The sequence below is a fragment of the Gilliamella bombi genome (assembly GCF_900103255.1).
Taxonomy (GTDB): Bacteria; Pseudomonadota; Gammaproteobacteria; order Enterobacterales; family Orbaceae; genus Gilliamella; species Gilliamella bombi.
Window position 1 is genome coordinate 1 of the sequence record NZ_FMWS01000031.1, and the last position, 24,241, is coordinate 24,241.

General features: G+C 33.9%; 23 protein-coding genes and 4 tRNA genes. 15 read left to right on the top strand and 12 right to left on the bottom strand.

Annotated elements, in window-relative coordinates:
• The 3 genes from B9N71_RS06305 to nfsB form a co-directional block, all read right to left on the bottom strand.
• The coding region (locus B9N71_RS06305) for a hypothetical protein (RefSeq protein ID WP_143422070.1) at window positions 1-294 on the bottom strand (294 nt) is incomplete at its 3' end.
• A gap of 633 nt (window positions 295-927) precedes the next feature.
• On the bottom strand, window positions 928-1,275 hold the full coding sequence (locus B9N71_RS06310) for an HTH domain-containing protein (protein ID WP_065589831.1): 348 nt from the start codon (window positions 1,273-1,275) through the stop codon (window positions 928-930).
• A 154-nt stretch (window positions 1,276-1,429) separates the two neighbouring features.
• Entirely contained in the window at window positions 1,430-2,074 is a 645-nt protein-coding gene (nfsB, locus tag B9N71_RS06315; protein WP_085164882.1) for an oxygen-insensitive NAD(P)H nitroreductase, read from the bottom strand.
• A 441-nt stretch (window positions 2,075-2,515) separates the two neighbouring features.
• On the opposite strand from nfsB, the gene leuA reads away from it, so the two are divergent.
• The 4 genes from leuA to leuD all read left to right on the top strand — a co-directional run bounded on the left by leuA (window position 2,516) and on the right by leuD (window position 7,389).
• Entirely contained in the window at window positions 2,516-4,063 is a 1,548-nt protein-coding gene (leuA, locus tag B9N71_RS06320) for a 2-isopropylmalate synthase (RefSeq protein ID WP_085164884.1), read from the top strand.
• A 67-nt stretch (window positions 4,064-4,130) separates the two neighbouring features.
• A complete protein-coding gene (gene leuB, locus B9N71_RS06325; RefSeq protein WP_065561213.1) occupies window positions 4,131-5,210 on the top strand; it encodes a 3-isopropylmalate dehydrogenase in 1,080 nt (359 codons plus the stop codon).
• Between the two features lie 162 nt (window positions 5,211-5,372).
• Entirely contained in the window at window positions 5,373-6,773 is a 1,401-nt protein-coding gene (gene leuC / locus B9N71_RS06330) for a 3-isopropylmalate dehydratase large subunit (protein WP_085164887.1), read from the top strand.
• A gap of 13 nt (window positions 6,774-6,786) precedes the next feature.
• Complete coding sequence (gene leuD / locus B9N71_RS06335) at window positions 6,787-7,389, top strand: 3-isopropylmalate dehydratase small subunit (protein ID WP_085164889.1); 603 nt, start codon at window positions 6,787-6,789, stop codon at window positions 7,387-7,389.
• Between the two features lie 72 nt (window positions 7,390-7,461).
• Here the strand turns inward: leuD and B9N71_RS06340 are convergent, their stop codons facing one another.
• The 5 genes from B9N71_RS06340 to yccX all read right to left on the bottom strand — a co-directional run bounded on the left by B9N71_RS06340 (window position 7,462) and on the right by yccX (window position 11,084).
• Window positions 7,462-8,877, bottom strand: coding sequence for an RNA polymerase factor sigma-54 (locus B9N71_RS06340; RefSeq protein ID WP_085164938.1), 1,416 nt, complete (start codon window positions 8,875-8,877; stop codon window positions 7,462-7,464).
• Window positions 8,877-9,602, bottom strand: a complete 726-nt coding sequence (gene lptB, locus B9N71_RS06345) for an LPS export ABC transporter ATP-binding protein (RefSeq protein WP_034913235.1) — start codon at window positions 9,600-9,602, stop codon at window positions 8,877-8,879. The genes B9N71_RS06340 and lptB overlap by 1 nt, the downstream gene beginning before the upstream one ends.
• A 1-nt stretch (window position 9,603) precedes the next feature.
• Window positions 9,604-10,158 (bottom strand): lipopolysaccharide transport periplasmic protein LptA, encoded by a 555-nt coding sequence (gene lptA / locus B9N71_RS06350; RefSeq protein WP_034913233.1) that lies wholly within the window; start codon window positions 10,156-10,158, stop codon window positions 9,604-9,606.
• 3 nt (window positions 10,159-10,161) lie between these two features.
• Window positions 10,162-10,725, bottom strand: a complete 564-nt coding sequence (gene lptC / locus B9N71_RS06355) for an LPS export ABC transporter periplasmic protein LptC (protein ID WP_034913230.1) — start codon at window positions 10,723-10,725, stop codon at window positions 10,162-10,164.
• Window positions 10,726-10,805: 80 nt separating this feature from the next.
• Window positions 10,806-11,084: an acylphosphatase gene (gene yccX, locus B9N71_RS06360; protein WP_141671669.1), complete on the bottom strand. Its 279-nt coding sequence runs from the start codon at window positions 11,082-11,084 to the stop codon at window positions 10,806-10,808.
• A 215-nt stretch (window positions 11,085-11,299) separates the two neighbouring features.
• On the opposite strand from yccX, the gene B9N71_RS06365 reads away from it, so the two are divergent.
• The 3 genes from B9N71_RS06365 to pabB all read left to right on the top strand — a co-directional run bounded on the left by B9N71_RS06365 (window position 11,300) and on the right by pabB (window position 14,703).
• Complete coding sequence (locus tag B9N71_RS06365) at window positions 11,300-11,896, top strand: CHAP domain-containing protein (protein ID WP_085164891.1); 597 nt, start codon at window positions 11,300-11,302, stop codon at window positions 11,894-11,896.
• Between the two features lie 472 nt (window positions 11,897-12,368).
• Window positions 12,369-12,944: an anthranilate synthase component II gene (locus tag B9N71_RS06370; RefSeq protein ID WP_085164940.1), complete on the top strand. Its 576-nt coding sequence runs from the start codon at window positions 12,369-12,371 to the stop codon at window positions 12,942-12,944.
• 1 nt (window position 12,945) lies between these two features.
• The gene (pabB, locus tag B9N71_RS06375) at window positions 12,946-14,703 is read left to right on the top strand and encodes an aminodeoxychorismate synthase component I (protein ID WP_167370067.1); all 1,758 of its coding nucleotides are present in this window, start codon (window positions 12,946-12,948) and stop codon (window positions 14,701-14,703) included.
• A 44-nt stretch (window positions 14,704-14,747) separates the two neighbouring features.
• On the opposite strand, the gene B9N71_RS06380 is transcribed toward pabB, so the two are convergent.
• Genes B9N71_RS06380 through B9N71_RS06390 form a run of 3 tightly spaced genes read right to left on the bottom strand, consistent with a single transcriptional unit; the run spans window position 14,748 to window position 18,229 of the window.
• Window positions 14,748-15,335, bottom strand: a complete 588-nt coding sequence (locus B9N71_RS06380; RefSeq protein ID WP_085164894.1) for a PqiC family protein — start codon at window positions 15,333-15,335, stop codon at window positions 14,748-14,750.
• Window positions 15,332-16,969 carry an intermembrane transport protein PqiB gene (gene pqiB, locus B9N71_RS06385; RefSeq protein ID WP_085164896.1) on the bottom strand — a complete coding sequence of 546 codons (1,638 nt, stop codon included), beginning with the start codon at window positions 16,967-16,969 and terminating at the stop codon, window positions 15,332-15,334. Before pqiB ends, B9N71_RS06380 begins: the two co-directional genes overlap by 4 nt.
• A 15-nt stretch (window positions 16,970-16,984) precedes the next feature.
• Entirely contained in the window at window positions 16,985-18,229 is a 1,245-nt protein-coding gene (locus tag B9N71_RS06390) for a PqiA/YebS family transporter subunit (RefSeq protein ID WP_085164898.1), read from the bottom strand.
• Window positions 18,230-18,747: 518 nt separating this feature from the next.
• On the opposite strand from B9N71_RS06390, the gene recA reads away from it, so the two are divergent.
• The 8 genes from recA (at window position 18,748) to B9N71_RS06430 (ending at window position 23,968) form a co-directional block, all read left to right on the top strand.
• Complete coding sequence (gene recA, locus B9N71_RS06395) at window positions 18,748-19,794, top strand: recombinase RecA (RefSeq protein ID WP_065574897.1); 1,047 nt, start codon at window positions 18,748-18,750, stop codon at window positions 19,792-19,794.
• Complete coding sequence (locus B9N71_RS06400; protein WP_167370068.1) at window positions 19,787-20,293, top strand: regulatory protein RecX; 507 nt, start codon at window positions 19,787-19,789, stop codon at window positions 20,291-20,293. Before recA ends, B9N71_RS06400 begins: the two co-directional genes overlap by 8 nt.
• A gap of 205 nt (window positions 20,294-20,498) precedes the next feature.
• Window positions 20,499-23,132 (top strand): alanine--tRNA ligase, encoded by a 2,634-nt coding sequence (alaS, locus tag B9N71_RS06405; RefSeq protein ID WP_085164902.1) that lies wholly within the window; start codon window positions 20,499-20,501, stop codon window positions 23,130-23,132.
• Window positions 23,133-23,263: 131 nt separating this feature from the next.
• On the top strand, window positions 23,264-23,464 hold the full coding sequence (gene csrA, locus B9N71_RS06410) for a carbon storage regulator CsrA (RefSeq protein WP_034913196.1): 201 nt from the start codon (window positions 23,264-23,266) through the stop codon (window positions 23,462-23,464).
• 123 nt (window positions 23,465-23,587) lie between these two features.
• A tRNA-Ser gene (locus tag B9N71_RS06415) sits at window positions 23,588-23,680 on the top strand.
• An 18-nt stretch (window positions 23,681-23,698) separates the two neighbouring features.
• A tRNA-Arg gene (locus tag B9N71_RS06420) sits at window positions 23,699-23,775 on the top strand.
• A 19-nt stretch (window positions 23,776-23,794) separates the two neighbouring features.
• Window positions 23,795-23,871 (top strand) — tRNA-Arg (locus B9N71_RS06425).
• A gap of 20 nt (window positions 23,872-23,891) precedes the next feature.
• Window positions 23,892-23,968: transfer RNA gene (locus B9N71_RS06430), tRNA-Arg, on the top strand.
• Window positions 23,969-24,152: 184 nt separating this feature from the next.
• Here the strand turns inward: B9N71_RS06430 and B9N71_RS13505 are convergent.
• Entirely contained in the window at window positions 24,153-24,239 is an 87-nt protein-coding gene (locus B9N71_RS13505; RefSeq protein ID WP_370738305.1) for an integrase core domain-containing protein, read from the bottom strand.
• Between the last annotated feature and the right edge of the window lie 2 nt (window positions 24,240-24,241).

Consider the following 24,241-nt stretch of genomic DNA (forward strand, 5'->3'; position numbering starts at 1 on the left):
TCCTTTTCCTTTTACCCAATCAGGACCATCTAAATCTTTATATTCAGTATTATTACTGGAATCGTTTGATAAATTAGGTTGAGCATAACAAACCAATGGCGCACTTGGTTCAAAATAATCAGGATTCGATATCCATATCCATAAATCAACTGAACCTGCATCTCCGCCTGTACCATATTTTAGACACGGGTTTTCGAACGACGGTAATATTATGGCATCACTACGATGATTTTTTACGCGACCATTTTTACTAGTTAATGCTTCTAAACTCCATGAATATGGCAATAATAACACGCCCAACACCAACAAGAGTTTTCGGGGTAATTTGAGAGATAATTTGGAAAATATAAATGAGTTTCGTGCAAAAACTCGGCGAAGAGGATTATTTAATAAATTTAAATCGTAGGTTTGCCAGTGCTTGTGCCTTGTGCCAGAAATGATAATGCATTATTGTTTACCTGTCAAGTAATATTTTGTTTTATTTAGATTTTTTATAATTATTTACTTATTTAATAAGCTTGTTTTCCTATAACCGTAAAAGTATAGCCGTTAAAAAAATAGTTGGCTAGTTTTTTGGTGGATTTTTGTAAAAAACATACAAATGAAATAATCCTGTTTGGCGGCGACCCTAGTTCTGTCATTAGCGTATTTTGACACTGCAAAAAAACAAGCATATTGACCTTATAGTGGTGTGTTTTTTTGCTCTAAAATCGTTTAGGTAGTCTATTGATTTTATTGAATTTTTTATTTTATTTTTGGTTAAATCAAGTGTTTATAGCGAGCTAAGATATTATGGTATCGTGATTTCGGACGTACTGTTTTTTGTAAATAAATTAATAATAGTGATCACGTCCGAAATCTGACCAACTAAAATAGACCATTACTTTCAACCACGATAGCGCAACCTATTAAAATAGCCAATCACAGTTATTTTGTTTTGTTTTTAGGTAAAGGTAAATATTTGGTGCCGACATGTAACATTTCGTCAGGATTTGTTTTGTTATATAATTTAGCTTGCCGCCTTAATTTATCTTCAATGGATTTTTCAATTTTAACTAGGTGTTTAATACCATAACTAATCGTTTTATAACGTTTGTTCTTACTGGTTAAAGGCACAAACAAATTTAATCGGGCTTTTTTTAGCACGCTATAAATGGTCGGGCGACTGACCATAAAACGTTTAGCCAAATCAGTGATGGTTATTTTTTCTTTATGATATAAACGCCATATCTCTTGTCTGTGATAAGGCGTTAATTTTGTTTTACGTATATTCATTACCATATTTTCTCAGATTTACTGTAAATAATGCGAATAAATCCTACACATGAAGTATAAACAACTTAATGTTTTCCTACAATTAAACTTATCATAGTTCAAAAAATATCCTCTATATTTATCTTAATTCATACAGAGAATATTGCTCGTTATTTTATAAAAACGTAAAAAGTTGCTCTTTAGGTAAGCGTGATTTTGGTCGATGCGCATTGCCGTCATTTTCGGCTCGATAGCCTAATGTAGCAACAACAATACTTTTAAGTCCTTTGCTTTTGAGATCTAAAATCTCGTCCATTTTTTGGGTATCATATCCTTCAATAGCCGTTGAATCAATACCAATTGCTGCTGCTGCAAAAAGCAGTTGCCCCAATGCTAGATAAGCTTGTTTACTTTCCCAACATTGTTGCGATTCAATGGTTGCACTATTGAGCTTTACAAAGTGCCTACGACCTTGATCTTGTGCTTGTTTAAGATCGGCTGAAGGGTATCTACCGTCTTTATCTTCTTGATTGAGTAGATTAACTAAATGGGCGTCGTCTAATGGTGTTTTAATACAAAAGACAATCGTATGCGAAGCGCCAGTCACCCTTGGTTGATTAAATTCAAGTATAGCTGGTAAAATTTTATTCTTTGCCTCGTTGTTCTCGATAACATAAAAATGCCATGGTTGTGAGTTAACTGATGATGGGCTGTTTCTTAAAACAGTTAATAATTGTTCAATCTTATCGGCAGGAATTTTTTTTGTTGGATCATAATGTTTGGTAGTGTAGCGTTTTTGAGAAATATCAACTATGTTCATTATTATGCCCTCGTGAGTTATTCTTTTCACCATTATAATTCGGTTCTATTATGTCTCAACTTATTATTTTAATAGATTTGTCAAATAGTAAAGCAATCTTTAATTAGTATTGAGTACTTTATTTTAATAAAAATAGAACATATTTAGATTGACTACAAATAATCCTTGACACCACTGATATCATTTGGTAAAAATAACATCAGTTTTTGTCTGTATTAATTACAATTCAAATAGAGATTTTTTTATGTTTGTTAACTATTTATCACTCGACCTCAGCCTCCTCCTCGCATTAACTTGCGCGGATAGCTTGTGTGTGGAGTAAAAAGAAGTAGTTAAATAAACAACTCAACAAATTAACAAGAACCCGCGCTAAAGTGCGGGTTTTTTGTTTTTTTAACTTGAAATACCGAGATAGCGCTAAAATATATAAAAGGAAAAACAATGAGCGATCAAGTCATTATTTTTGATACAACGTTACGCGATGGTGAACAAGCATTACAAGCAAGTTTGAGCGTTAAAGAAAAGTTACAAATAGCGCTTGCTTTGGAGCGAATGCGGGTCGATGTGATGGAAGTTGGCTTTCCTGTTTCATCTCCCGGTGATTTTGAATCAGTTCAAACGATTGCTAAGACCATTAAAGATAGCTGTGTTTGTGCATTGTCTCGTTGTGTTGATAAAGATATTGATGTTGCTGCCGAGGCATTAAAAGTTGCAGATCAGTTTCGAATTCATACTTTTATGGCAACATCAACCTTACATGTTAAGGATAAATTAAAAATGACATTTGATGATGTCATTGAAAGAGCTGTGCACTGTATTAAACGTGCACGTAATTATACTAATGATGTGGAGTTTTCTTGTGAAGATGCAGGCCGTTCCCCAATTGATAACTTATGTCGTATCGTTGAAGCAGCAATTAAAGCAGGGGCAAGAACGATCAATATTCCAGATACTGTCGGTTATACTGTCCCTTATCAATTTGGTGGCATTATTCGTACCCTATTTGAACGTGTCCCGAACATTGATCAAGCGATTATCTCTGTTCATTGTCATGATGACTTGGGCATGTCGGTGGCTAACTCGATTAGCGCGGTTCAAGAAGGTGCTCGGCAAATTGAAGGTGCGATGAATGGTTTAGGCGAACGTGCGGGTAATACCGCACTTGAAGAAGTTATTATGGCGATTAAAGTTCGTCAAAATATCTTAAATGTTCACACAAATATCAATCACCAAGAGATTTATCGTACCAGCCAAATTGTTAGCCAAATTACTAATATGCCAATTCCGGGTAATAAAGCAATTATTGGTAGTAACGCTTTTGCCCACTCCTCAGGAATTCATCAAGATGGGGTTTTAAAAAATCGTGAAACTTACGAAATTATGACCCCTGAATCAATCGGATTAAATCAAATCCAATTAAATTTAACCTCTCGTTCAGGACGAGCCGCCGTTAAACATCGTTTAGAAGAACTTGGTTATCACGATAAAGATTATAACTTAGATCAAGTCTATGAGGCATTTTTAGAATTAGCTGATAAAAAAGGCCAAGTATTCGATTATGATTTAGAGGCATTAATATTTATCAATCAATTAAAAGATGAAAAAGAACATTATGTTTTGGATTATTTTAATGTTCAATCAGGTTCGACGGTTGTTTCAACCGCTTCGGTTAGCTTGTTAATTGGTGATAAAAAGTATTCTGATGCAGCAACAGGTAATGGCCCCGTTGATGCTGTTTATCAAGCTATCAACCGTATTACTGGCGAGCCTATTTCGATTGTAAAATATCAGTTAGCTTCTAAAGGACAAGGTGAAAATGCTTTAGGACAAGTTGATATTGTTGCCGAATATAAAGGTCGTAAATTCCATGGTGTTGGACTTGCAACCGACATTGTTCACTCATCGGCTTTGGCTTTAATTAATGTATTGAATAATGTGTATAGAGCAAATCAAGTTGCACAAGAAAAACAAAAATTACATCATGACTAAAAAATAATTTGTTTTGCCGTTTAACAGCAAAACATGAAAATTAATTTAGATTGTAAAGGAATAAAAAATGTCACAAAACTACCATATTGCAGTACTTCCCGGCGACGGTATTGGCCCAGAAGTAATGAGACAAGCCTATAAAGTATTAGATGTTATCCGCCAAAAGTATCAACTTTCTATTACTACTAGTGAATATGATGTGGGCGGCGCAGCAATTGATATTCATGGTTGCCCATTACCTAATGAAACACTTGAAGGCTGTGAAAAAGCTGACGCTATTTTATTTGGTTCAGTGGGTGGTCCTAAATGGTCTAATTTGCCACCTGAAAAGCAACCTGAACGTGGTGCGTTATTGCCACTACGTAAACACTTCAAATTATTTGCTAATATGCGCCCTGCTCGTTTGTATCAAGGCTTAGAAGATCTTTGTCCATTACGCACCGATATTGCAGAGCGTGGATTTGATATTTTATGTATGCGAGAATTAACTGGCGGTATTTATTTTGGATTACCTAAAGGACGTGAAGGTAGTGGTGCTCAAGAAAAAGCATTTGATACTGAAGTTTATCATCGTTTTGAGATAGAGCGTATTGCAAAAATGGGGTTTGAAGCCGCACGTTTACGTCGCAAAAAAGTAACTTCAATTGATAAAGCCAACGTATTACAAACTTCAATTTTGTGGCGTGAGGTGGTTAATGAAGTAGCTAAAAACTACCCTGATATCGAACTTGAGCATATGTATATCGATAATGCCACAATGCAACTTGTTAAAGATCCGTCTCAATTCGATGTTATTTTATGCTCAAATTTATTTGGAGATATATTATCCGATGAATGTGCCATGATAACTGGTTCAATGGGGATGTTACCTTCTGCTAGTCTTAATGAACAAGGCTTTGGCTTATATGAACCTGCTGGTGGTAGCGCACCTGACATTGCTGGCAAAAATATTGCTAATCCTGCTGCACAAATTTTGTCATTAGCCTTGTTAGTCCGTTACAGCTTTAAACGTGATGATATTGCCTCAGCTATCGAAACAGCAGTAAATAAAGCATTAGAGCAAGGCTATCGTACTATCGATCTTGCACAAAAAGAACAACCCGTTTCAACTGATGAAATGGGAGACATTATTTGTAAGCTTATTTAGTTGAATTAGCTATGTAAAATGTGTAGTAAAAAGATACTCAAGTATGCAAAATAAACTGCTACTTGTATCCTTTTTAATCCAATTAATTATAGGATTAGTAAATATAAATAATGTCAAAGTTTAAAACTAATACCAGTTGTAAAAAATAATAAGGAATCTGCAATGTCAAAAACACTGTATCAGAAATTATATGATGCGCATGTCGTTTATGAAGCTCCAAATGAAACGCCTATTTTATATATCGATCGTCATTTAGTTCATGAAGTCACCTCTCCACAGGCCTTTGATGGCTTACGTGCAATGAATCGTAAAGTTCGCCAGCCCAATAAGACTTTTGCAACTATGGATCATAACACTTCAACCAAAAGTAATGATTTAAGTGCCTGTAGCGAAATGGCTCGCATTCAGTTAACCGAACTGGCAAAAAATGCCAAAGAGTTTGGTGTTTCGTTATATGATTTACAAAGCCCATTACGTGGTATTGTCCATGTAGTCGGCCCTGAGCAAGGTATGACTTTACCGGGTATGACTATTGTGTGTGGTGATTCGCACACTGCTACACATGGCGCATTTGGTGCATTAGCTTTTGGTATTGGTACTTCCGAAGTTGAGCATGTGTTAGCAACTCAAACCTTAAAACAAGGTCGAGCTAAAACTATGAAAATTGAAGTTAAAGGAGATGTTGCTGATGGCATTACCGCTAAGGATATTATTTTAGCTATCATTGGCAAAACAACTAGTGCTGGCGGTACAGGTCATGTAGTTGAATTTTGTGGTGATGCTATTAAATCATTATCAATGGAAGGACGCATGACGTTGTGTAATATGGCAATTGAAATGGGAGCTAAAGCTGGCATAATTGCACCAGATGAAGTGACTTTTGAGTACTTAAAAGGTCGTCAATTTTCACCTAAAGGTGAGGATTTTGATAAAGCTGTTGCCTATTGGAAGACATTAAAAACCGACGAAGGTGCACATTTTGATACAGTTGTGACGTTAGAAGGTAAAGATATCGCCCCACAGGTCACTTGGGGTACTAATCCTGGTCAAGTTACATCAATTGATGCAACAGTACCGAATCCTAATGATTTTGCTGATCCTATTGAAAAACACTCTGCAGAGCGTGCATTAACTTATATGGGATTAAGCGCTGGTACCAAAATGACTGATATTAAGATCAATAAAGTGTTTATTGGTTCTTGTACAAACTCACGTATAGAAGATTTACGAGCTGCTGCGCAAATTGCTAAAGGCCGTAAAGTGGCTGAAGGTGTACAAGCATTAGTTGTACCCGGTTCAGGACCAGTGAAAGAACAAGCTGAAGCCGAAGGATTAGATAAGATTTTTATTGATGCAGGATTTGAATGGCGCTTACCAGGTTGCTCTATGTGTCTTGCAATGAACGATGATAAATTAGCACCGGGAGATCGCTGTGCATCAACCAGCAACCGTAATTTTGAAGGTCGCCAAGGACGTGATGCTAGAACACATTTAGTTAGTCCTGCTATGGCAGCAGCCGCAGCTATTACTGGTCATTTTACAGATATTCGCAAACCATTTTAAGGAGAGACTTGTCATGGCAAAATTTACAAAACATACTGGGCTAGTCGTTCCTTTGGATGCGGCTAATGTTGATACAGATGCAATCATTCCAAAACAGTTTTTACAGAAAGTAACACGCACTGGATTTGGTAAACATGCCTTTCATGAATGGCGCTTTTTAGATGATGCTGGCGAGCAGCCTAACCCTGAATTTGTCTTGAATAAACCCCGCTATAAAGGTGCCAGTATTTTATTAACACGTGAAAATTTTGGTTGCGGTTCTTCTCGTGAACATGCTCCATGGGCACTTGCTGATTATGGATTTAAAACCATTATTGGTTCAAGTTTTGCCGATATTTTTTACAATAACTCATTTAACAATCAGTTATTACTGGTTAATTTATCCGAAGAAGATATCGATGAGCTATTTAAAATTGTCGAAGCTAATGAAGGCGTTGAATTTACCATCGATTTAGTTAATGAAGTGGTCATTGCCGGCGACAAGCAATATTCATTTAAAATCGATGCATTTAAACGTCATTGTCTATTAAATGGGTTAGATAATATTGGCTTAACCTTACAACATGAAGAAGCAATTAGCGACTTTGAACATAAAATCCCAAGCTTTTTAGCTTAATTTTATTAAAGGGCGCAAATTGCGCCCATGATTAAAATAAGCGATATATATCCAAAAAATTTGAATTCAAATTTAAAGCTGTTTTCGTTGACTTGATGGTGGAATTGATAAGGCTTCACGGTATTTTGCTACGGTGCGACGTGCAATAATAATACCTTGTTCTTCAAGCATCGAAACTAATTTACTATCACTTAATGGCTTTTTACTATTTTCTGCCGATATATATTTTTTAATTAATGCTTGGATAGCTGTAGATGAAACCTCACCGCCTGAATCATTATTAACATGACTTGAGAAAAAGAATTTAAGTTCATAAATTCCGCTTGGACAATACAGATATTTTTGAGTTGTTACACGAGAAATGGTCGATTCATGCATATCAATTGCCGTTGCAACATCAGACAAAATCATTGGTTTCATGTATTCAGCGCCGTGTTCAAAAAAGGCTTGCTGATGCTCAACAATAAATTGGCTGACTTTTAATAAGGTTTCGTTACGGTTTTCGATGCTTTTAATAAACCAATTAGCTTCTTGCAGATGAGATCTAATATATTGCCCATCACTTTCATTTGCTAATTTTGCCATATCGGCGTATTGCTGGTTAATACGTAAAGCTGGAACTGTATCACTATTTAAATACACAATCCATTTTCCTTGTACCTTTTTTACCATGACATCAGGTATGACATAGTCTGGAGAAGCAGTATTAACCAAATCGCCAGGATAAGGTTGTAAACGTTGTATAAAATCAACAGCCTCTTTTAATTGTTCATCTGTTGTATTTAACACTTTTTTTAAGTTTCTATAATCGCGTATGGCTAATAAGTCTAAATAATTATCAATAATTTGTTTAACTAATGGTGGAGTGTCTAAATGTTGAATTTGAATAGACAAACACTCTTGCAACGATCTGGCACCAACACCGATAGGATCAAAATTCCATATTCGTTTCAATACTGCTTCAACTTCGGCCATTTCGATTTCATCATTACCTTGTTCTTCAAGTATTTCTTCTGTTGAAACTGTTAAATAGCCTCTCTCATCTATAGCTTCAATAATAGATACCGCTATCGCCCTATCTGTATCGCTAAACGGTGTTAGTTCAAGTTGCCATTCCAGATAATCATGTAATGTTTCGTGAGTTTCACCTTGATAGATAGGCAATTCATCATTACGGTAATCTGAGTTAGTTCCAGATGGAGTTCCTGCACTATAAATATCATCTAAAGATGCATCCAGTGGAATATCATCGGGAATCTCTTTGCTATCTAAAGCCTCACGCGTATCAATATTTTCTGTTTCATCGTTTTGTTTAACGTTCACTTCGTCATATTGATCATCAACTTCAAGCAATGGATTGTTTTCAAGCGCAGTTTGTATTTCTTGTTGGAGTTCTAAAGTTGACAACTGTAGTAATTTAATCGCCAATTGTAATTGTGGCGTCATGGATAATTGTTGAGAGACTTTCAGTTGTAAACTGGTTTTCATCATAATCTGAACTCGTTTCCTAAGTAAACGCGTTTTACATATTCGTTACTTAAGATGTCATTTGGTGAACCTTCAGCAATTAAATGTCCTTTATTAACAATGTAAGCACGTTCGCAAACATCTAACGTTTCACGTACATTGTGATCGGTTATTAATACACCCAACCCTCGATCACGTAGATGCTTAATAATATTTTTGATATCTATCACCGAAATTGGATCAACCCCAGCAAAAGGTTCATCAAGTAAAATAAATTTAGGATTAGCTGCTAACGCCCTTGCTATTTCTACTCGACGTCTTTCTCCACCTGATAGAGATTGTCCTATGCTGTCACGAATATGAGAAATATGGAACTCTTCGAGTAATTCTTCGGCACGATCGATTTTCTCATTTTTATCAATATCTTTGCGCGTTTCTAAAATCGCCATAATGTTATCTATAACAGACAATTTTCTAAAAATAGACGCTTCTTGTGGTAAATAGCCAATACCTTTTTGAGCTCGCTCATGTAAAGGTAAAATGCTGATATCATGATCATCAAGGTAAATTTTACCTGCATTTAATGTCACTATACCAACCACCATATAAAAAGTAGTCGTTTTACCCGCACCATTGGGGCCCAATAATCCAACAATTTCGCCTGAGTTGACAGTTAAACTTACATCTTCAACAACTCGTCTTTTTTTGTATACTTTGGCCAGATTTTCCGCTTTTAAAATTGACATTTTATTTGTTCATCCCTTTAACTTGGTTTGGGATAATAGTGCTTTTTACTCGCATATTCTTACCTGGATTGGCTAATATTTGCTGTTTTTTGACATCGTATGTAATCAGATCACTAACAATATGATTATCTTGTTGAAATAATTCAGCATGACCACGTAAAATAACATTATTTTGTTTTACATCATAAATAACTTGTGAAGAATGACCCGTTACAATCTTATTTTTTTCTGGTAAAATTTGTTTATAATTCACAGGGTTACCATAAGCTGTAATTTTTTGCTTATTTTTATCTTGCGTGTCAGTGATAACCACTTTATCAGCTTTTATAGTTAATCCTTCTTGGATAATAACAACATTGCCAATAAATGTAATTGTATTATTTTCAATATCAATTTTTTGATTATCTGCATCTATCGTAATGGGTTTATTATCAGCGAACATTTTATGTTCTTCTTTAGAGTTTATAGATTGCGAAGTAAGTTCATTGGCGAAACTACTTAAAGAGATTGGTAGCAGTAAAATTAATGAAAAAACAACCTGTTTTAGCGAACTCATGTTTTATTTTGCCTCTGTATTATAATATGTTTTTACATTTTCAAGTATGTTAGCCGTTTTGGCATGTAAATCACCCGCTAAACCAATACCAGTTGAATAAAATCCCACCCCATTAATGATGACAGGATCTTTTGATTTGACTAGTTGTGAAGTTAAATCTATCACGGCATTATCAGTTTTTACTTGTTTCAATTGAGCTTCTTGTGTCAAATTATCTAATTGAACATCATCATAAAGGTAAAGAAGTTTATCTTTTGTCAACGTTGCTTTCTTTGCTTTAATATGCCATGTAGCTGAATGATTCTGTTCATAAAACGTAAAATTGGGCAAATCAAATTCAGTATTATTTGAGTCATCAAAATGCCTTACATTACTGGACTCAATTTTATAAATAAGATCCCCAGATAAGTCATAAATATCTGTTAACATTTTATCACTTTGATAAATCGGCTTATCTGATATATTTAGAGTGGATTGATTTACAACCTCATCTCCTTTTTGATAATTATAATAAACACCGATAACAACAATGAGAAGTAAAAAACAGATTAGATTTTTTTTATTCATAACATACGTTTTTCACATTAATTAGAAATTATTATTTCGAATGCCAAAATTTTAATTATTCTACTTTATTTTTTATTAAATTAATATCGAACATTAAAAGAAGTTAAATCGTTTTGTGGTAATAATTCAAAAATATTAACATGTAAAATGCGTGAAGATGCAGGACCGCCATTTTCAATCCATTTTATTAATTTGCTTATTTGTAAACTATCACCTTGAGCTATAATCTCAACATCGCCATTATCTAAATTTTGAACATAACCAACTAAACCCAGTTTTTGGGCTTGCTGATAAGTAAAAAAACGAAATCCTACACCTTGCACGCGACCGCTAACATTTATCTTAACTTTCTTAATCATCTTGCGACCTCATTTTATTATAACCTGGATTCAAACATATTAATTTTAATGATGAAATACTAATTTAGGTTGAAAATACAGAACATAATTTTTTATCATGGTTAAATGTTAGATTCATTAATAATCTTGCAACTAGTAAGTTTTTTACTTATCGACTAAATTTTATTTTTCAATAAAATAAACAATAATAAATAATTAAAACAATGGAAATAAATATGTTATTAAAATATGAAAAAAAGCTTTTTTTACTTTGGCTATTATCAGTATTAAGCTACTATACACTTAATTCATGTGCTTTTGCTAATGTTGAAATTGATAAACAGAAAATTGGCAAAGTCGTTGATGAATTTAATGGTGTGAAAGTCTATTATAATGGTAGCATCAATAATGTAAGTGGAAGAAATATTGCTAAAGACGGCTATAACTTAGGTCTGAAATATCAATGTGTTGAATTCATAAAACGCTATTATTATCAACGCTTCAATCACAAAATGCCCAATAGCTATGGGCATGCAAAAGATTTCTTTGACCCTTCAATCGTTGATGGAAAAATTAATCGTCAACGTAATTTATTACAGTTTCATAATGGTTCACCAACTAAACCAAAAGTTGAAGATATTATTATCCTTAATTGGTCAAATTATGGGCATGTTGCCATTATAAGTAAAGTAACCGACAACGAAATTGAAATTGTGCAACAAAACCCCGGACCAAATGCAAGCAGTAGAGCAACTTTTCCTTTAATCTTTAAAGATGGAAAATGGATAATAGAAGGTTTTGGCGTTTTAGGTTATTTACGTAAAAATAAATAATTGCCTGCACCAGAGTAAACTACAACAAAAAAACAAATGGCATAATTACAGAAAATATTCAAAATAATAATTCAGATCTTTAATTAAGATTAATCAACAAACCATTCATTCTTCTGTTTTGATACTATTTTTATAGTCTCCAAAATAGCCGATAGGTTTTCATGTTGAGCTATTGCAGAAAAATTTTGACAATCCCAACTTCGGCTAACGTAATAAGTAACACAAATGCTACCATACAAGTAGAGTTGTATGGCTTTGCGGGATTTATCACAGGAAAAAAGGAATTTTGTTAAAAAGTTTCAGGTAACACTATGTTTCAGTATAAAAAAGGAAATAAAAAGATAGCAAACTGGCAATCATATCTGTTTTTAACTGTATTAACGGTATAATAACTCTGGATATAACTGGAATTTGGCTGTTATAAATGCCAATGTTTTAAAAACAATATGCTATGTAATTAATGGACTCTATTTTGATATTATTAATAGATAATTATGATTCTTTTACCTTCAATATTCACAATTATTTGTGTCAAGTTGGCGCAGAAGTTAAAGTGATTAAAAATGACGAAATGACAATTGAACAAATAAAAGAGCTTAGCTTTTCTAAGATTATCATTTCGCCTGGTCCGGGATCCCCTGCCGATTCTGGAATATCACTTGCAACTATTGCCGAATTTAGTCATATTTGCCCAATATTGGGAGTTTGTTTAGGGCATCAAGCGATTGCTCAATATTATGGTTATAAGATCATCAAAGCACCAACACCTATGCATGGAAAAGTCGATGAAATAACGCACGATGGTCAAGGCGTGTTTAAAGGGATCAAAAGCCCTCTTTCGGTTGTTCGTTATCATTCATTAATTGCTTGTGATAAGCTTTTACCAAAAGACTCTCAATTAATCGTAACAGCAAGAAACAATCAAGGATTGATTATGGGACTACGTCACAAAAAGTTACCCATCGAGTCAGTCCAATTTCACCCTGAAGCAATTAAAACCGAATTTGGTTTACAAATGATTCATAATTTTGTCCATGAGCAATACTAAAATGAAAATTCATATCGACTTTGAAGGTCAACATAAATATTTTTGCAACCCTATCGCCATTTTAAAGTCTGATGATTATTCAACAATCAAACAACAATTTGATTCAATCGAAAAATTCACACAACAAGGCTATTATGCGGTTGGATATCTCGCTTATGAAAGCGCAATGGGGTTCAATAGTGAAAATAAAACAAAACAGAATTATGATTTGCCGCTATTGATATTTGGTATTTTTGATAAATTTTCTATCATTGAGCAAAAACATATAGAAATAAGTGATTACACTCCACCAACTTTTGATTTGATAAGCGATACATCAAGAGAGGAATATAATCAAAAAATTAACTTTATTCGATCTCAAATTGAATCAGGCAATACTTATCAAACCAACTATACAATTCAATTTACTACTCCATTTAATGAAAGTGCTATTAATTATTACCACTTTCTACAAAAGAACAATCAAGCCGACTATTGCGCTTATATTGAGTTTGACGATTATTGTATTTTATCAATTTCGCCAGAATTATTTTTTAAGTTAGAAAATAAAATTATTACAACAAAACCAATGAAAGGAACAACTGCGCGCGGTTTAAATAATCACCAAGATAAACAACAATTAGAATTATTATTCTCTGAAAAAAACCAAGCTGAAAATATGATGATTGTTGATTTATTACGTAATGATTTAAGTCGGGTTGCAAAGGCAGGATCAGTTACAGTTCCTAAATTATTTTCAGCCGAAAAATATCCAACCGTTTGGCAATTGACTTCTATGATTCAAGGTGAATTGAAAGAAAATGTTAATTTATATCATATTTTTCAAGCACTATTTCCTTGTGGATCAATAACTGGAGCGCCTAAAACCAGTACAATGCAAATTATTGCAGATATTGAAAACTCACCACGTGGAGTTTACTGCGGGACAATTGGTTATATTGAACCATATATGAACAAAGCTATATTCAATATCCCAATTCGGACTTTAACCATACACAATCAACAAATGCATTATGGTGTTGGCGGAGGGATCACTTGGGATTCAACCTCACAAGATGAATATAATGAGATTTTAGCTAAAACAGCAATTTTAACTCGCACCACATCTTCTCCCAAATATGTCATTGAATCATTATTGCTTGAAAAAGGGCAATTTTTCTTATTGGAAGAACATTTAAGCAGACTTTCTCAATCAGCTGATTATTTTGATTTTAACTATGATATCAATGCAATTAAGTTGCAACTTATTAAGTTAGCAAATGCAACTAATAAAAATATTGAAAATATTTATAAAATCAGAATTTTACTGCAAAAAAATGGGCTATATACCATTAGCGAGAATATAATTAACTCGCCAATGCAGATCAATGAAATCGAATTTGCAAAGCAGTACGTTCATAACCAAAACGTATATTTGTATCATAAAACGTCTAATCGGGAGCATTTTCCTAATTTAATTACAGGAAAAGAATATATTAATTTTAACCAACACAATGAAATAACTGAATTTGTTAATGGTAACCTCGCATTGCGGATTAATGATCAATGGATTACCCCTAAAAAAGAATCGGGGTTACTAGCTGGCACCATGAGGCAATTTTATTTAGATCACAATCAATTGTTAGAAAAAACGATTTTAAAAGATGACCTTTTAAAAGCCGATAAAATCGCATTTATCAATAGTGTTCGTAAATGGGTAGAAATTGATGACAAGATTTTTAGTCAGTTCAAACGATCATTAAGATCAATTACCGTTTAAATTCATATATTCCGCCAACATTATGGCGGAATATTATTATGACATTAAAGTTTTATTGAGTTTGCAAAGTCTAGTTCTTCATCCTGCCAACCTTTAGATAGCGCATTAACTAAAGCATCATATCCATTACTTGCTAAAGGAACATGGCGTTCAAATGGTTTGCTTTCAATATTATTTTTACTATCAGTAACAACCCATCGTCCTTTAATCACCGCATCACCAGTATAGCTTCCATGAAACCCATCAATAAATAACTTTACCGTCAATGTTGGCGTTGTAATTGATCTGCTAGAGACTAAATAATTTGGTAACATGACCGTTAAATCTTGCGTCAATCGTTCTTGCAATTGCTGAGATAGTGTTGATGCCCATAAATGATGCGTTGCTGTTTCATATTTGATATTATCAGTTTGTAATACAATACCTGGTTTATTTAAAAAACTCACCACATCTACCGACTCAATCCAAATAAAATATTTGGTAGTTTTTATTTTTTGCAATACTGGACTTGGTAAATTACTAGTTAGTTGAAAATAGCTTTTACTTGGGTTGTTAGCTGAACAACCGACTAATATTGCAAGTAATGGCATAAATATGATTGTAAGTAGCTTTTTATATATTTTGTTCATCATTTTTTACCTTTTGCTTTAGGCTCTTGATCTTTCTTCGCTGGAGCAGAAAAAATCAGTGCATTGCTCTTATCATTGAGAGTATTAAGTAATGGCGTTAATTCATCCATCATCTGTTGCACTTTTTGTAAACTCTCTTTCATTTGGTTATTTAATTCAGAACCTGGTTGTAATTCTTTCATTGTTTCATTTAATGAACGTAATGTTTTTTGTAAATCCTTTGGTATATTTTGCATCTCTTTACTTGCCATAATACGATTTAACGATTTCATTAATCGTTCACTCGAAGCTAATGATTGATTGAACTGCGATAGAGTATTGTTAAGTGGCAAATTATTAAAATTATCAAGTAACTGCATAATTTTTGCCTGAATTTGCGCAATCCCTGTCGAAGTCGCCTCAATTGTATCGTAACCAAACTGCTTCGCTAGTTGTGGATCATACTTATTTTTTAATTCAGGATAAAAATCAAGATCTATATATAGCGCACCAGTAAACATATTTGAAGTTTTTAATGACGCTCTTAACCCATTTTTTTGTTCTTTCATTATCAAAGCGGCAATATCGATTTTCTCATCAACTAATTCAGATAAACGATCAGGCTCTATCCTAATTAATATCGGCACCCTTTTATTTAAAATTGATGATTTTTCTAACATTTCAGCGGTATAAAATGGTACTTTAGATACTGTTCCTAATCTAATACCATGATATTCAACTGGTACTCCCTCTGTTAACCCCGATATAGAATCAGAAAGCATAATAAGGAATTCTTTATATTCAGTATATTGCGAATCTTGGATAGATTTTTTATCTTCATATAATGTATAAACTGCATTTTGCTCAGCGGGTGCACCTAATTTGGATCCTTCGGGTAAATCAAAACTAATTCCTCCAGACATTAATACATCCAGAGAAGGGACATCTAGGCTTGCACCTCGAGATGAAAGAGTTAAATTGATACCTCCTTCTTTCCAAAATCGTACGTTTTGTGTTACTAACACATCATAAGGTTTAGTAATAAAAATTTGATATTTCATCTTACGCGATTCAACATCAAATTCCGAGGTCTCCACATTCCCTACACGATAACCATGAAACATGATAGCTGCCCCTCGAGGAATCACACCATTTTGCTCACTTTCTAATTTTAGACGAATACCTTTGATACTAGGATCAGACAACGGAGGCGCATCAGAAAGCACAAAAGGTTTATTTTGAAAACTATGATTATCGTTCCCTGCGGCTAATTCTATATAGACACCCGATAAAATAGTACCTAATCCCGTTACCCCATCACGACCAATTTCTGGCTTGACGACCCAAAAAATCGAATCATTTTTCAGCAATGGAGCCATGTCGCTATAAACACGGCCTTTTATAACCACTTGCTGGTAGTCATCAGATAAAGTCACTTCATCGACTATACCCACATCAACACTGCGATTTTTAATTACCGTTTTGCCAGCAACAATGCCACTTGCGTCTTTTGCAAGTAATGTGAACGAGGTACCTCTATCAGCATAATGAGAGTAGATTATCCATAGACCAACAATTGCAGTGACAATGGGAATAATCCATATTGCTGAAATAGCTCTAATTTTAATTATTTTTGCCAATTTACTTGATGTTGCCATATTGTTCCTATTAATCTATTTTCTATTTTGCGGACGATCCCAAATTAAACGAGGATCAAATTTTTGTGATGCAATCATTGTGATAATAACGACAGTTGCAAAGAATGTAACGCCAATATCAGGATAAACACCCATCATTTGCTGATTTCTCACTAAAGAACAAACGACAGAAACAACAAATATATCTATCATTGACCATTTACCAATAAACTCAACTGCACTATATAATTTTTTCATTTTTAAACAATTATTCTTATTTTTTCGTTTTACTGCTAATGCAAAATAACAAAGCCAACTTAGTGAAATAATTTTTAAAATTGGTATAACAACACTAGCGAGAAAAATAACAAGAGCAACAGGTACATCACCTGCTTGCCACATATAAATAACTCCATCCATGATATTTGAAGTTGATGCAGCCCCCAAAACAACAGTTATCATAATTCCAAATAAATTAGCAGGAATGTAAAGAATTAATGAAGTAATTAATAAAGCTATAGTCCATTGTATTTTATCACGCTCCCTAATTTTACTTTTTTGTTTACATCGAGGGCATTTTTTATAATGTATGGGTAATATAGCCTGACAACAATTACATAATTTTAGATTTTGACTAATTCCTGTTTTTCCAACTTTCAATGAATTAACAGCAAAGTTATTACGATGAATTTCGTTCCAAATTACTTCAGGCGAGAAAATAACTAAAGATTTTATATAAAAAAAGACAAATAGACAAAACGCCCAAAACGTACCAGTGACCCCAATACTGCCATAACTCATTAATTTAACAAAACTGACCAAAACACCAGTAAGAAAGATTTCCGGCATACACCAATGTTGAAATTTTTCATAAACAATAAGTAGATCGCGTTTGCGATATTTTGTTAATTGAATTCTGGAGCAAAGCAGGACGATGATTAATAAATTGAATATAGGGAAAAGTAAAACAAATAAAATAAAAAGCGCTGAAACATAGCTATATTTATCAAAATAAAGGGTCTTAGGAATATCTAATACGCTAACGCCAATGTAATTTCCTACAATTCGGATATCAATAAAGACAAAGCCGCAGGCGACAATAATCATAATTAATGAACAAGCTGCATACATAGCAGCTCTAAATTTCATATTGCTACTATTTTTAGCTAATGTAGTATTACAGCGTGGACAAACAGCTTTGTGCCCTACTGTTATATCAGTTAATTCTATGACCAAATCACAGTGTGAGCATAAAACATAATGTTGTTTATCAATGGTCATTGTTTTCCTTTATTTCGAAATATATTTTAACCTAAATAAATATTTCAGAGTAATATATAACATTTGAGTATGAAATTAATGAGTTATTATTAAATAGTTTCTTGAAGAACAAATATTTTAATGAATAAAAGTTGGTTATATTAGCTCCAAAGCTAATCATATCAAATGACATTTTTTTATGAAAGTATTACTAAATTAAATTAGTGGGTTTTGATTATTATCAAATATAATCTTTATAAAATGCGTTATTCTTTTCATTATACTAAAATAATCAATATTAATTTAGGTTTGATAAAAATTCACAGCTATAAAATTAACAAAATAATTCAATAAATTTAATCTTGAATATCAATATTTCATCACCATTTGTTAGTTTCAATTATTACATAAAACAAATCATCCATAAAATTTGTGTCTTAATTTCCATAATTAACTAAATAATTGTTGAGAAAAAAACTTGATACTGTATAACAATACAGTATAATATTACCAATCCTAACTCATTGGAATTTTATAATATGAACGAAAACAAACAACGCGCACTTTCTGCTGCATTAAGTCAAATCGAAAAACAATTTGGTAAAGGTTCAATTATGCGTTTAGGGGATACCCAAACGTTAGATGTAGATGCTGTATCTACGGGTTCTTTAGGTCTTGATATTGCTCTAGGTATTGGCGGTTTACCAATGGGTCGAATTGTTGAAATTTTTGGGCCAGAATCATCTGGTAAAACAACACTTACCTTATCAGTCATAGCACAAGCTCAAAAAGAAGGTAAGACTTGTGCATTTATTGATGCTGAACATGCACTCGATCCAATTTATGCAGCTAAATTAGGCGTTCAAGTTGACGACTTATTAGTTTCTCAACCTGATACAGGAGAGCAAGCCCTTGAAATTTGCGACGCTTTGGTTCGTTCTGGTGCTGTTGATGTTATTATTGTTGACTCAGTCGCAGCATTAACTCCAAAAGCTGAAATTGAGGGTGAAATGGGCGATTCTCATATGGGATTACAAGCTCGCTTAATGTCACAAGCATTACGTAAACTAACTGCGAATATCAAAAATGCAAATTGTTTAGTTGTATTTATTAACCAAATTCGTATGAAAATTGGTGTTATGTTTGGTAGCCCAGAAACAACAACCGGCGGTAATGCACTAAAATTCTATGCTTCTGTTCGCCTTGATATTCGTCGCACAGGTTCTGTGAAAGAAGGCGAAGATATTATTGGTAGTGATACTCGCGTTAAGGTGGTTAAAAATAAAGTTGCAGCACCTTTTAGACAAGCAGAATTCCAGATTCTTTATGGTTGTGGTATTTCTAAAGAAGGCGAATTGATTGACTTAGGGGTTAAACATAAGTTAGTTGATAAAGCTGGTGCATGGTATAGCTACAACGGCGAAAAAGTTGGGCAAGGTAAAGCTAACTCAATTAAGTTTTTGCAAGAACATCCTGAAATCGCAAAAGAGCTCGAAACAAAACTACGTGATTTATTACTAAATAGCCCTGCAGATTTTACAGCCCCTGAAGACGATATTTCATTAGAGAATGACAGCATTGAATAATGAAAAAAAACTCAATAAATCAATCCTAAATAAAGCTGTGCAATTACTTGCACAGCGCGATCACTCTTCGTATGAACTAAGCCAAAAAATGATATTCTTTTTTGCAAAGAAGCAACAAAATACAGAAGAAGAATATCATGACCAATTGACTAAACTAAAAATTGAAATACAAGATGTGATTGAACATTGTATTAATCAAAATTGGATAAATGACGCCCATTATATTGAAAATTATATTGTTATGCGTGCCAATAAAGGCTACGGAAAGTATAAAATTGCAATAGAACTTAAACAACGGGGTTTATCTGTTGACTTAAGCCGTCAGTTATTACAAGCCTCTAATATAAACTGGGGAAACCTTGCATATAAACAATTATTAAAAAAGTCAAAACAAATCAAACCCGAAAATAACAATAAAAAACAAAAAGTTACTCAGTTTTTGGTTGCTAGAGGTTATACACAAGATGATATTAAAGCTGCTTACGATTTATTGACTTAAATAATTATAATATCTAGAATACAAAACATATAATTTAAAGCCTATTACAAATAAAGCTCATTAATTCTTTTTTTATTTTATCCCTATTTACTTGTAATAAATATTAGTTAGCTCCACTCCAATTTAGGAAGATTTACTTTTCAACTTTAGTTGTAACGGGTATATTACTATGTTTAAAAATCTATCGTTTTATATGGAAGCATAAATGAAAAGTACTGCAGAAATTCGTCAAAATTTTCTTGACTTTTTCCGTGGCAAAGGACATGAAGTTGTCGCAAGTAGTTCCCTTGTTCCACACAATGATCCAACATTATTATTTACTAATGCTGGAATGAATCAATTTAAAGATGTATTCCTTGGTGTTGATAAGCGTTCTTACACTAGAGCAACAACATCGCAACGTTGCGTCCGTGCTGGTGGAAAACATAATGATTTAGATAATGTTGGTTATACTGCTCGACACCATACATTTTTTGAGATGTTAGGAAACTTTAGTTTTGGTGACTACTTTAAACATGATGCAATACATTTTGCATGGGAATTATTGACCAGCAAAGAGTGGTTTAACCTACCTAAAGAGAAGTTAACCGTTACCGTTTATGAGACAGATGACGAAGCATATGCAATATGGGAAAAAGAAATCGGCATCCCTAAAGAACGCATAATTCGTATTGGTGATAATAAAGGTGCTCCGTATGCCTCAGATAACTTTTGGCAGATGGGTGATACCGGTCCTTGTGGTCCTTGTACCGAAATTTTCTATGATCATGGTGATCACATTTGGGGAGGACCTCCTGGTAGCGCAGAAGAAGATGGTGACAGATTTATAGAAATTTGGAATATTGTCTTTATGCAATTTAATCGCCATCCCGATGGAACAATGGAACCATTACCTAAGCCATCTGTGGATACTGGTATGGGACTAGAACGTATTGCTGCAGTGCTACAACACGTCAACTCTAATTATGAAATAGATCTGTTTAAGAAATTAATTAATGATGCTGCTAACGTTATTCAGACTAAAGATTTAGAAAATAAATCGCTACGCGTTATTGCCGACCATATCCGCTCTTGTGCATTCCTAATTTCAGATGGAGTTTTACCTTCAAACGAAGGACGAGGCTATGTACTACGCCGCATTATTCGACGCGCAGTGCGTCATGGGCACATGCTAGGAGCAAAAGATATTTTCTTTTATAAATTAGTTAAACCATTAATTGATGTGATGGGAAGCGCAGCGGTTGAATTAGAAAATAATCGAAAACTAGTCGAAGATGCGCTTAAAATTGAAGAAGAGCAATTTTTAAAGACTCTTGAACGAGGGTTATCTTTATTAGATCAGGAATTAGCCAAAATAACGGGGAAAGTTTTACCTGGAGATATCGCATTTAAACTTTATGATACTTATGGTTTTCCATTAGATCTAACGGCAGATGTGTGTCGTGAAAAAAACATTACTATCGATGAAGATGGCTTTAACCAATGCATGGAAGAGCAACGAAAGCGAGCTCGCGAATCAAGCTCATTTAATGTTGATTATAGTAATGTTATCAAGCTTGATGATAAAACTGAATTTTTAGGTTATCAAGCAACAGAATCATCAGGAAAAGTTATTGCTATATTTAAAAACGGCCAAAAAGTCGAAAATATTAACGCAGGTGATGAAGCTATTGTCGTTTTAGACAAAACACCATTTTATGGAGAGTCTGGTGGCCAAATTGGTGATAAAGGCTTACTAACCGCGGCTAATCTTGAATTTAGTGTTTTTGATAGCCAAAAATATGGTAAAAGTATTGGTCATTTTGGTCAAATTATAAAAGGCTCTTTAAAAGTTGGTGATAATGTCATTGCTGCTATTGATGTTGAGTTGCGTGAACGTATTCGACGTAATCACTCAGCTACGCATCTATTACAAGCGGCTTTACAACGTATTTTAGGCAACCATGTCCACCAAAAAGGGTCTCTAGTTAATGATAGCTATTTACGTTTTGACTTTTCACATAATCAAGCCATTACGCCAGAACAAATTATTGAAATAGAGAACTTAGTAAATCAACAGATTCGTCGTAATTTACCAGTTGATATTGAGCTAATGCCAATTGATAAAGCTAAAGATAAAGGCGCTATGGCTTTATTTGGTGAAAAATATGAAGATATCGTTAGAGTTCTAACAATGGGCGATTTTTCAATTGAACTTTGTGGTGGTACTCACGTAAATAGAACTGGTGATATTGGGTTATTTAAAATAATATCAGAATCAAGCATAGCTTCTGGTGTACGCCGTATTGAGGCAACTTCAGGGCAAAATGCAATGGATCTGATCCATAATGAATCTAATTTATTAACTCAAATTGGACAACTAACTAAAAGTGACAAATCGGCAGTTTTAGTGCGCATTGAGCAATTGATCGAGCAAACTAAACAGCTTGAAAGAACAATTGAACAACTAAAAGCACAGAAAGCTAGCCAAGAAAGTGCACAATTACTTAATCAATGTGAAAAAATCAATGATAAACATTTACTAATTGCTAAACTTGATAATGTTGAAGCAAAATTATTACGGACTATGATTGATGATCTGAAAAATCAATTAAAGACAGGTGTAATAATTTTAGCCGCTGTCAATGATGATAAGATCAATTTAGCTGCAGGTGTAACCAATGACTTAGTCAATATAGTTAAGGCAGGAGATTTGGTTTCCCAATTAGCATTAAAAGTAGGCGGTAAAGGGGGTGGGCGACCTGATTTCGCTCAAGCAGGTGGAATGGATCTCTCGGCATTACCAGAAGCGTTATCTTCTGTGAAAAAGGAAATCAGTAATAAATTACAAGCAAATTAGCCAGATAGGCTCAAAATATTTGTTAATTGAATATTAGAGTTTTCTGTAAAATCCCGTCTTATTGATGGGGGCTGATAAAGCTATATATTAAAATTGTTTGGATATATACTTAACTGATATTAGGAGATCTAATGTTAATTTTAACTAGGAGAGTAGGTGAAACACTAATAATTGGTGATGATGTAGTTATTACCATCTTGGGCGTGAAGGGAAATCAAGTCAGAGTAGGTATTAATGCACCTAAAGAAGTTTCTATTCATAGGGAAGAAATATATAACAAAATTCATCAACCACAAGAAGCAAATGATGAAATACCTAAGTCTATAGGGTAATATTGGGCAGGAAATAAACAACTAGCACGCGTAAGCAAAAAAATGTTTGACTTATTTTTTGTAAAACGTAATATGTGCGCCACACATTATGATTTTGTTGTTAAAGCAAAATCATAATACATTGGTGAGATGGCCGAGAGGCTGAAGGCGCTCCCCTGCTAAGGGAGTATGCGGTCAAAAGCTGCATCGAGGGTTCGAATCCCTCTCTCACCGCCATTAAATAAATTAAAATATGCATCCGTAGCTCAGCTGGATAGAGTACCCGGCTACGAACCGGGCGGTCAGGGGTTCGAATCCCTTCGGATGCACCATTTTAAATAAATTCAAAACGCATCCGTAGCTCAGCTGGATAGAGTACCCGGCTACGAACCGGGCGGTCAGGGGTTCGAATCCCTTCGGATGCACCACTTTTTTAACGAACTTACACGCATCCGTAGCTCAGCTGGATAGAGCACTCGGCTTCGAACCGAGCGGTCAGGGGTTCGAATCCCTTCGGGTGCGCCATTAACCTCTTTCGAACACTTTATCAGTTATAGCAATAATAAAAAAATAAAAACTTATCTTATTATATCCAGATTCAAAAACAGCGAAGAACTACTCATCACACCACTTTGTACGTTTATTTGTATATTTTGGAAATTTTGATACCGCATAGTTAAAACTAATGTAGAAAATTACGCTGCTTGTTTTAATGTTTTATATTCGGCTGTGTCATGTTATTTAATGCCTCATGTGGTCTTTCAGTGTTATAAATCATTAACCATTCTTCGGTTATTC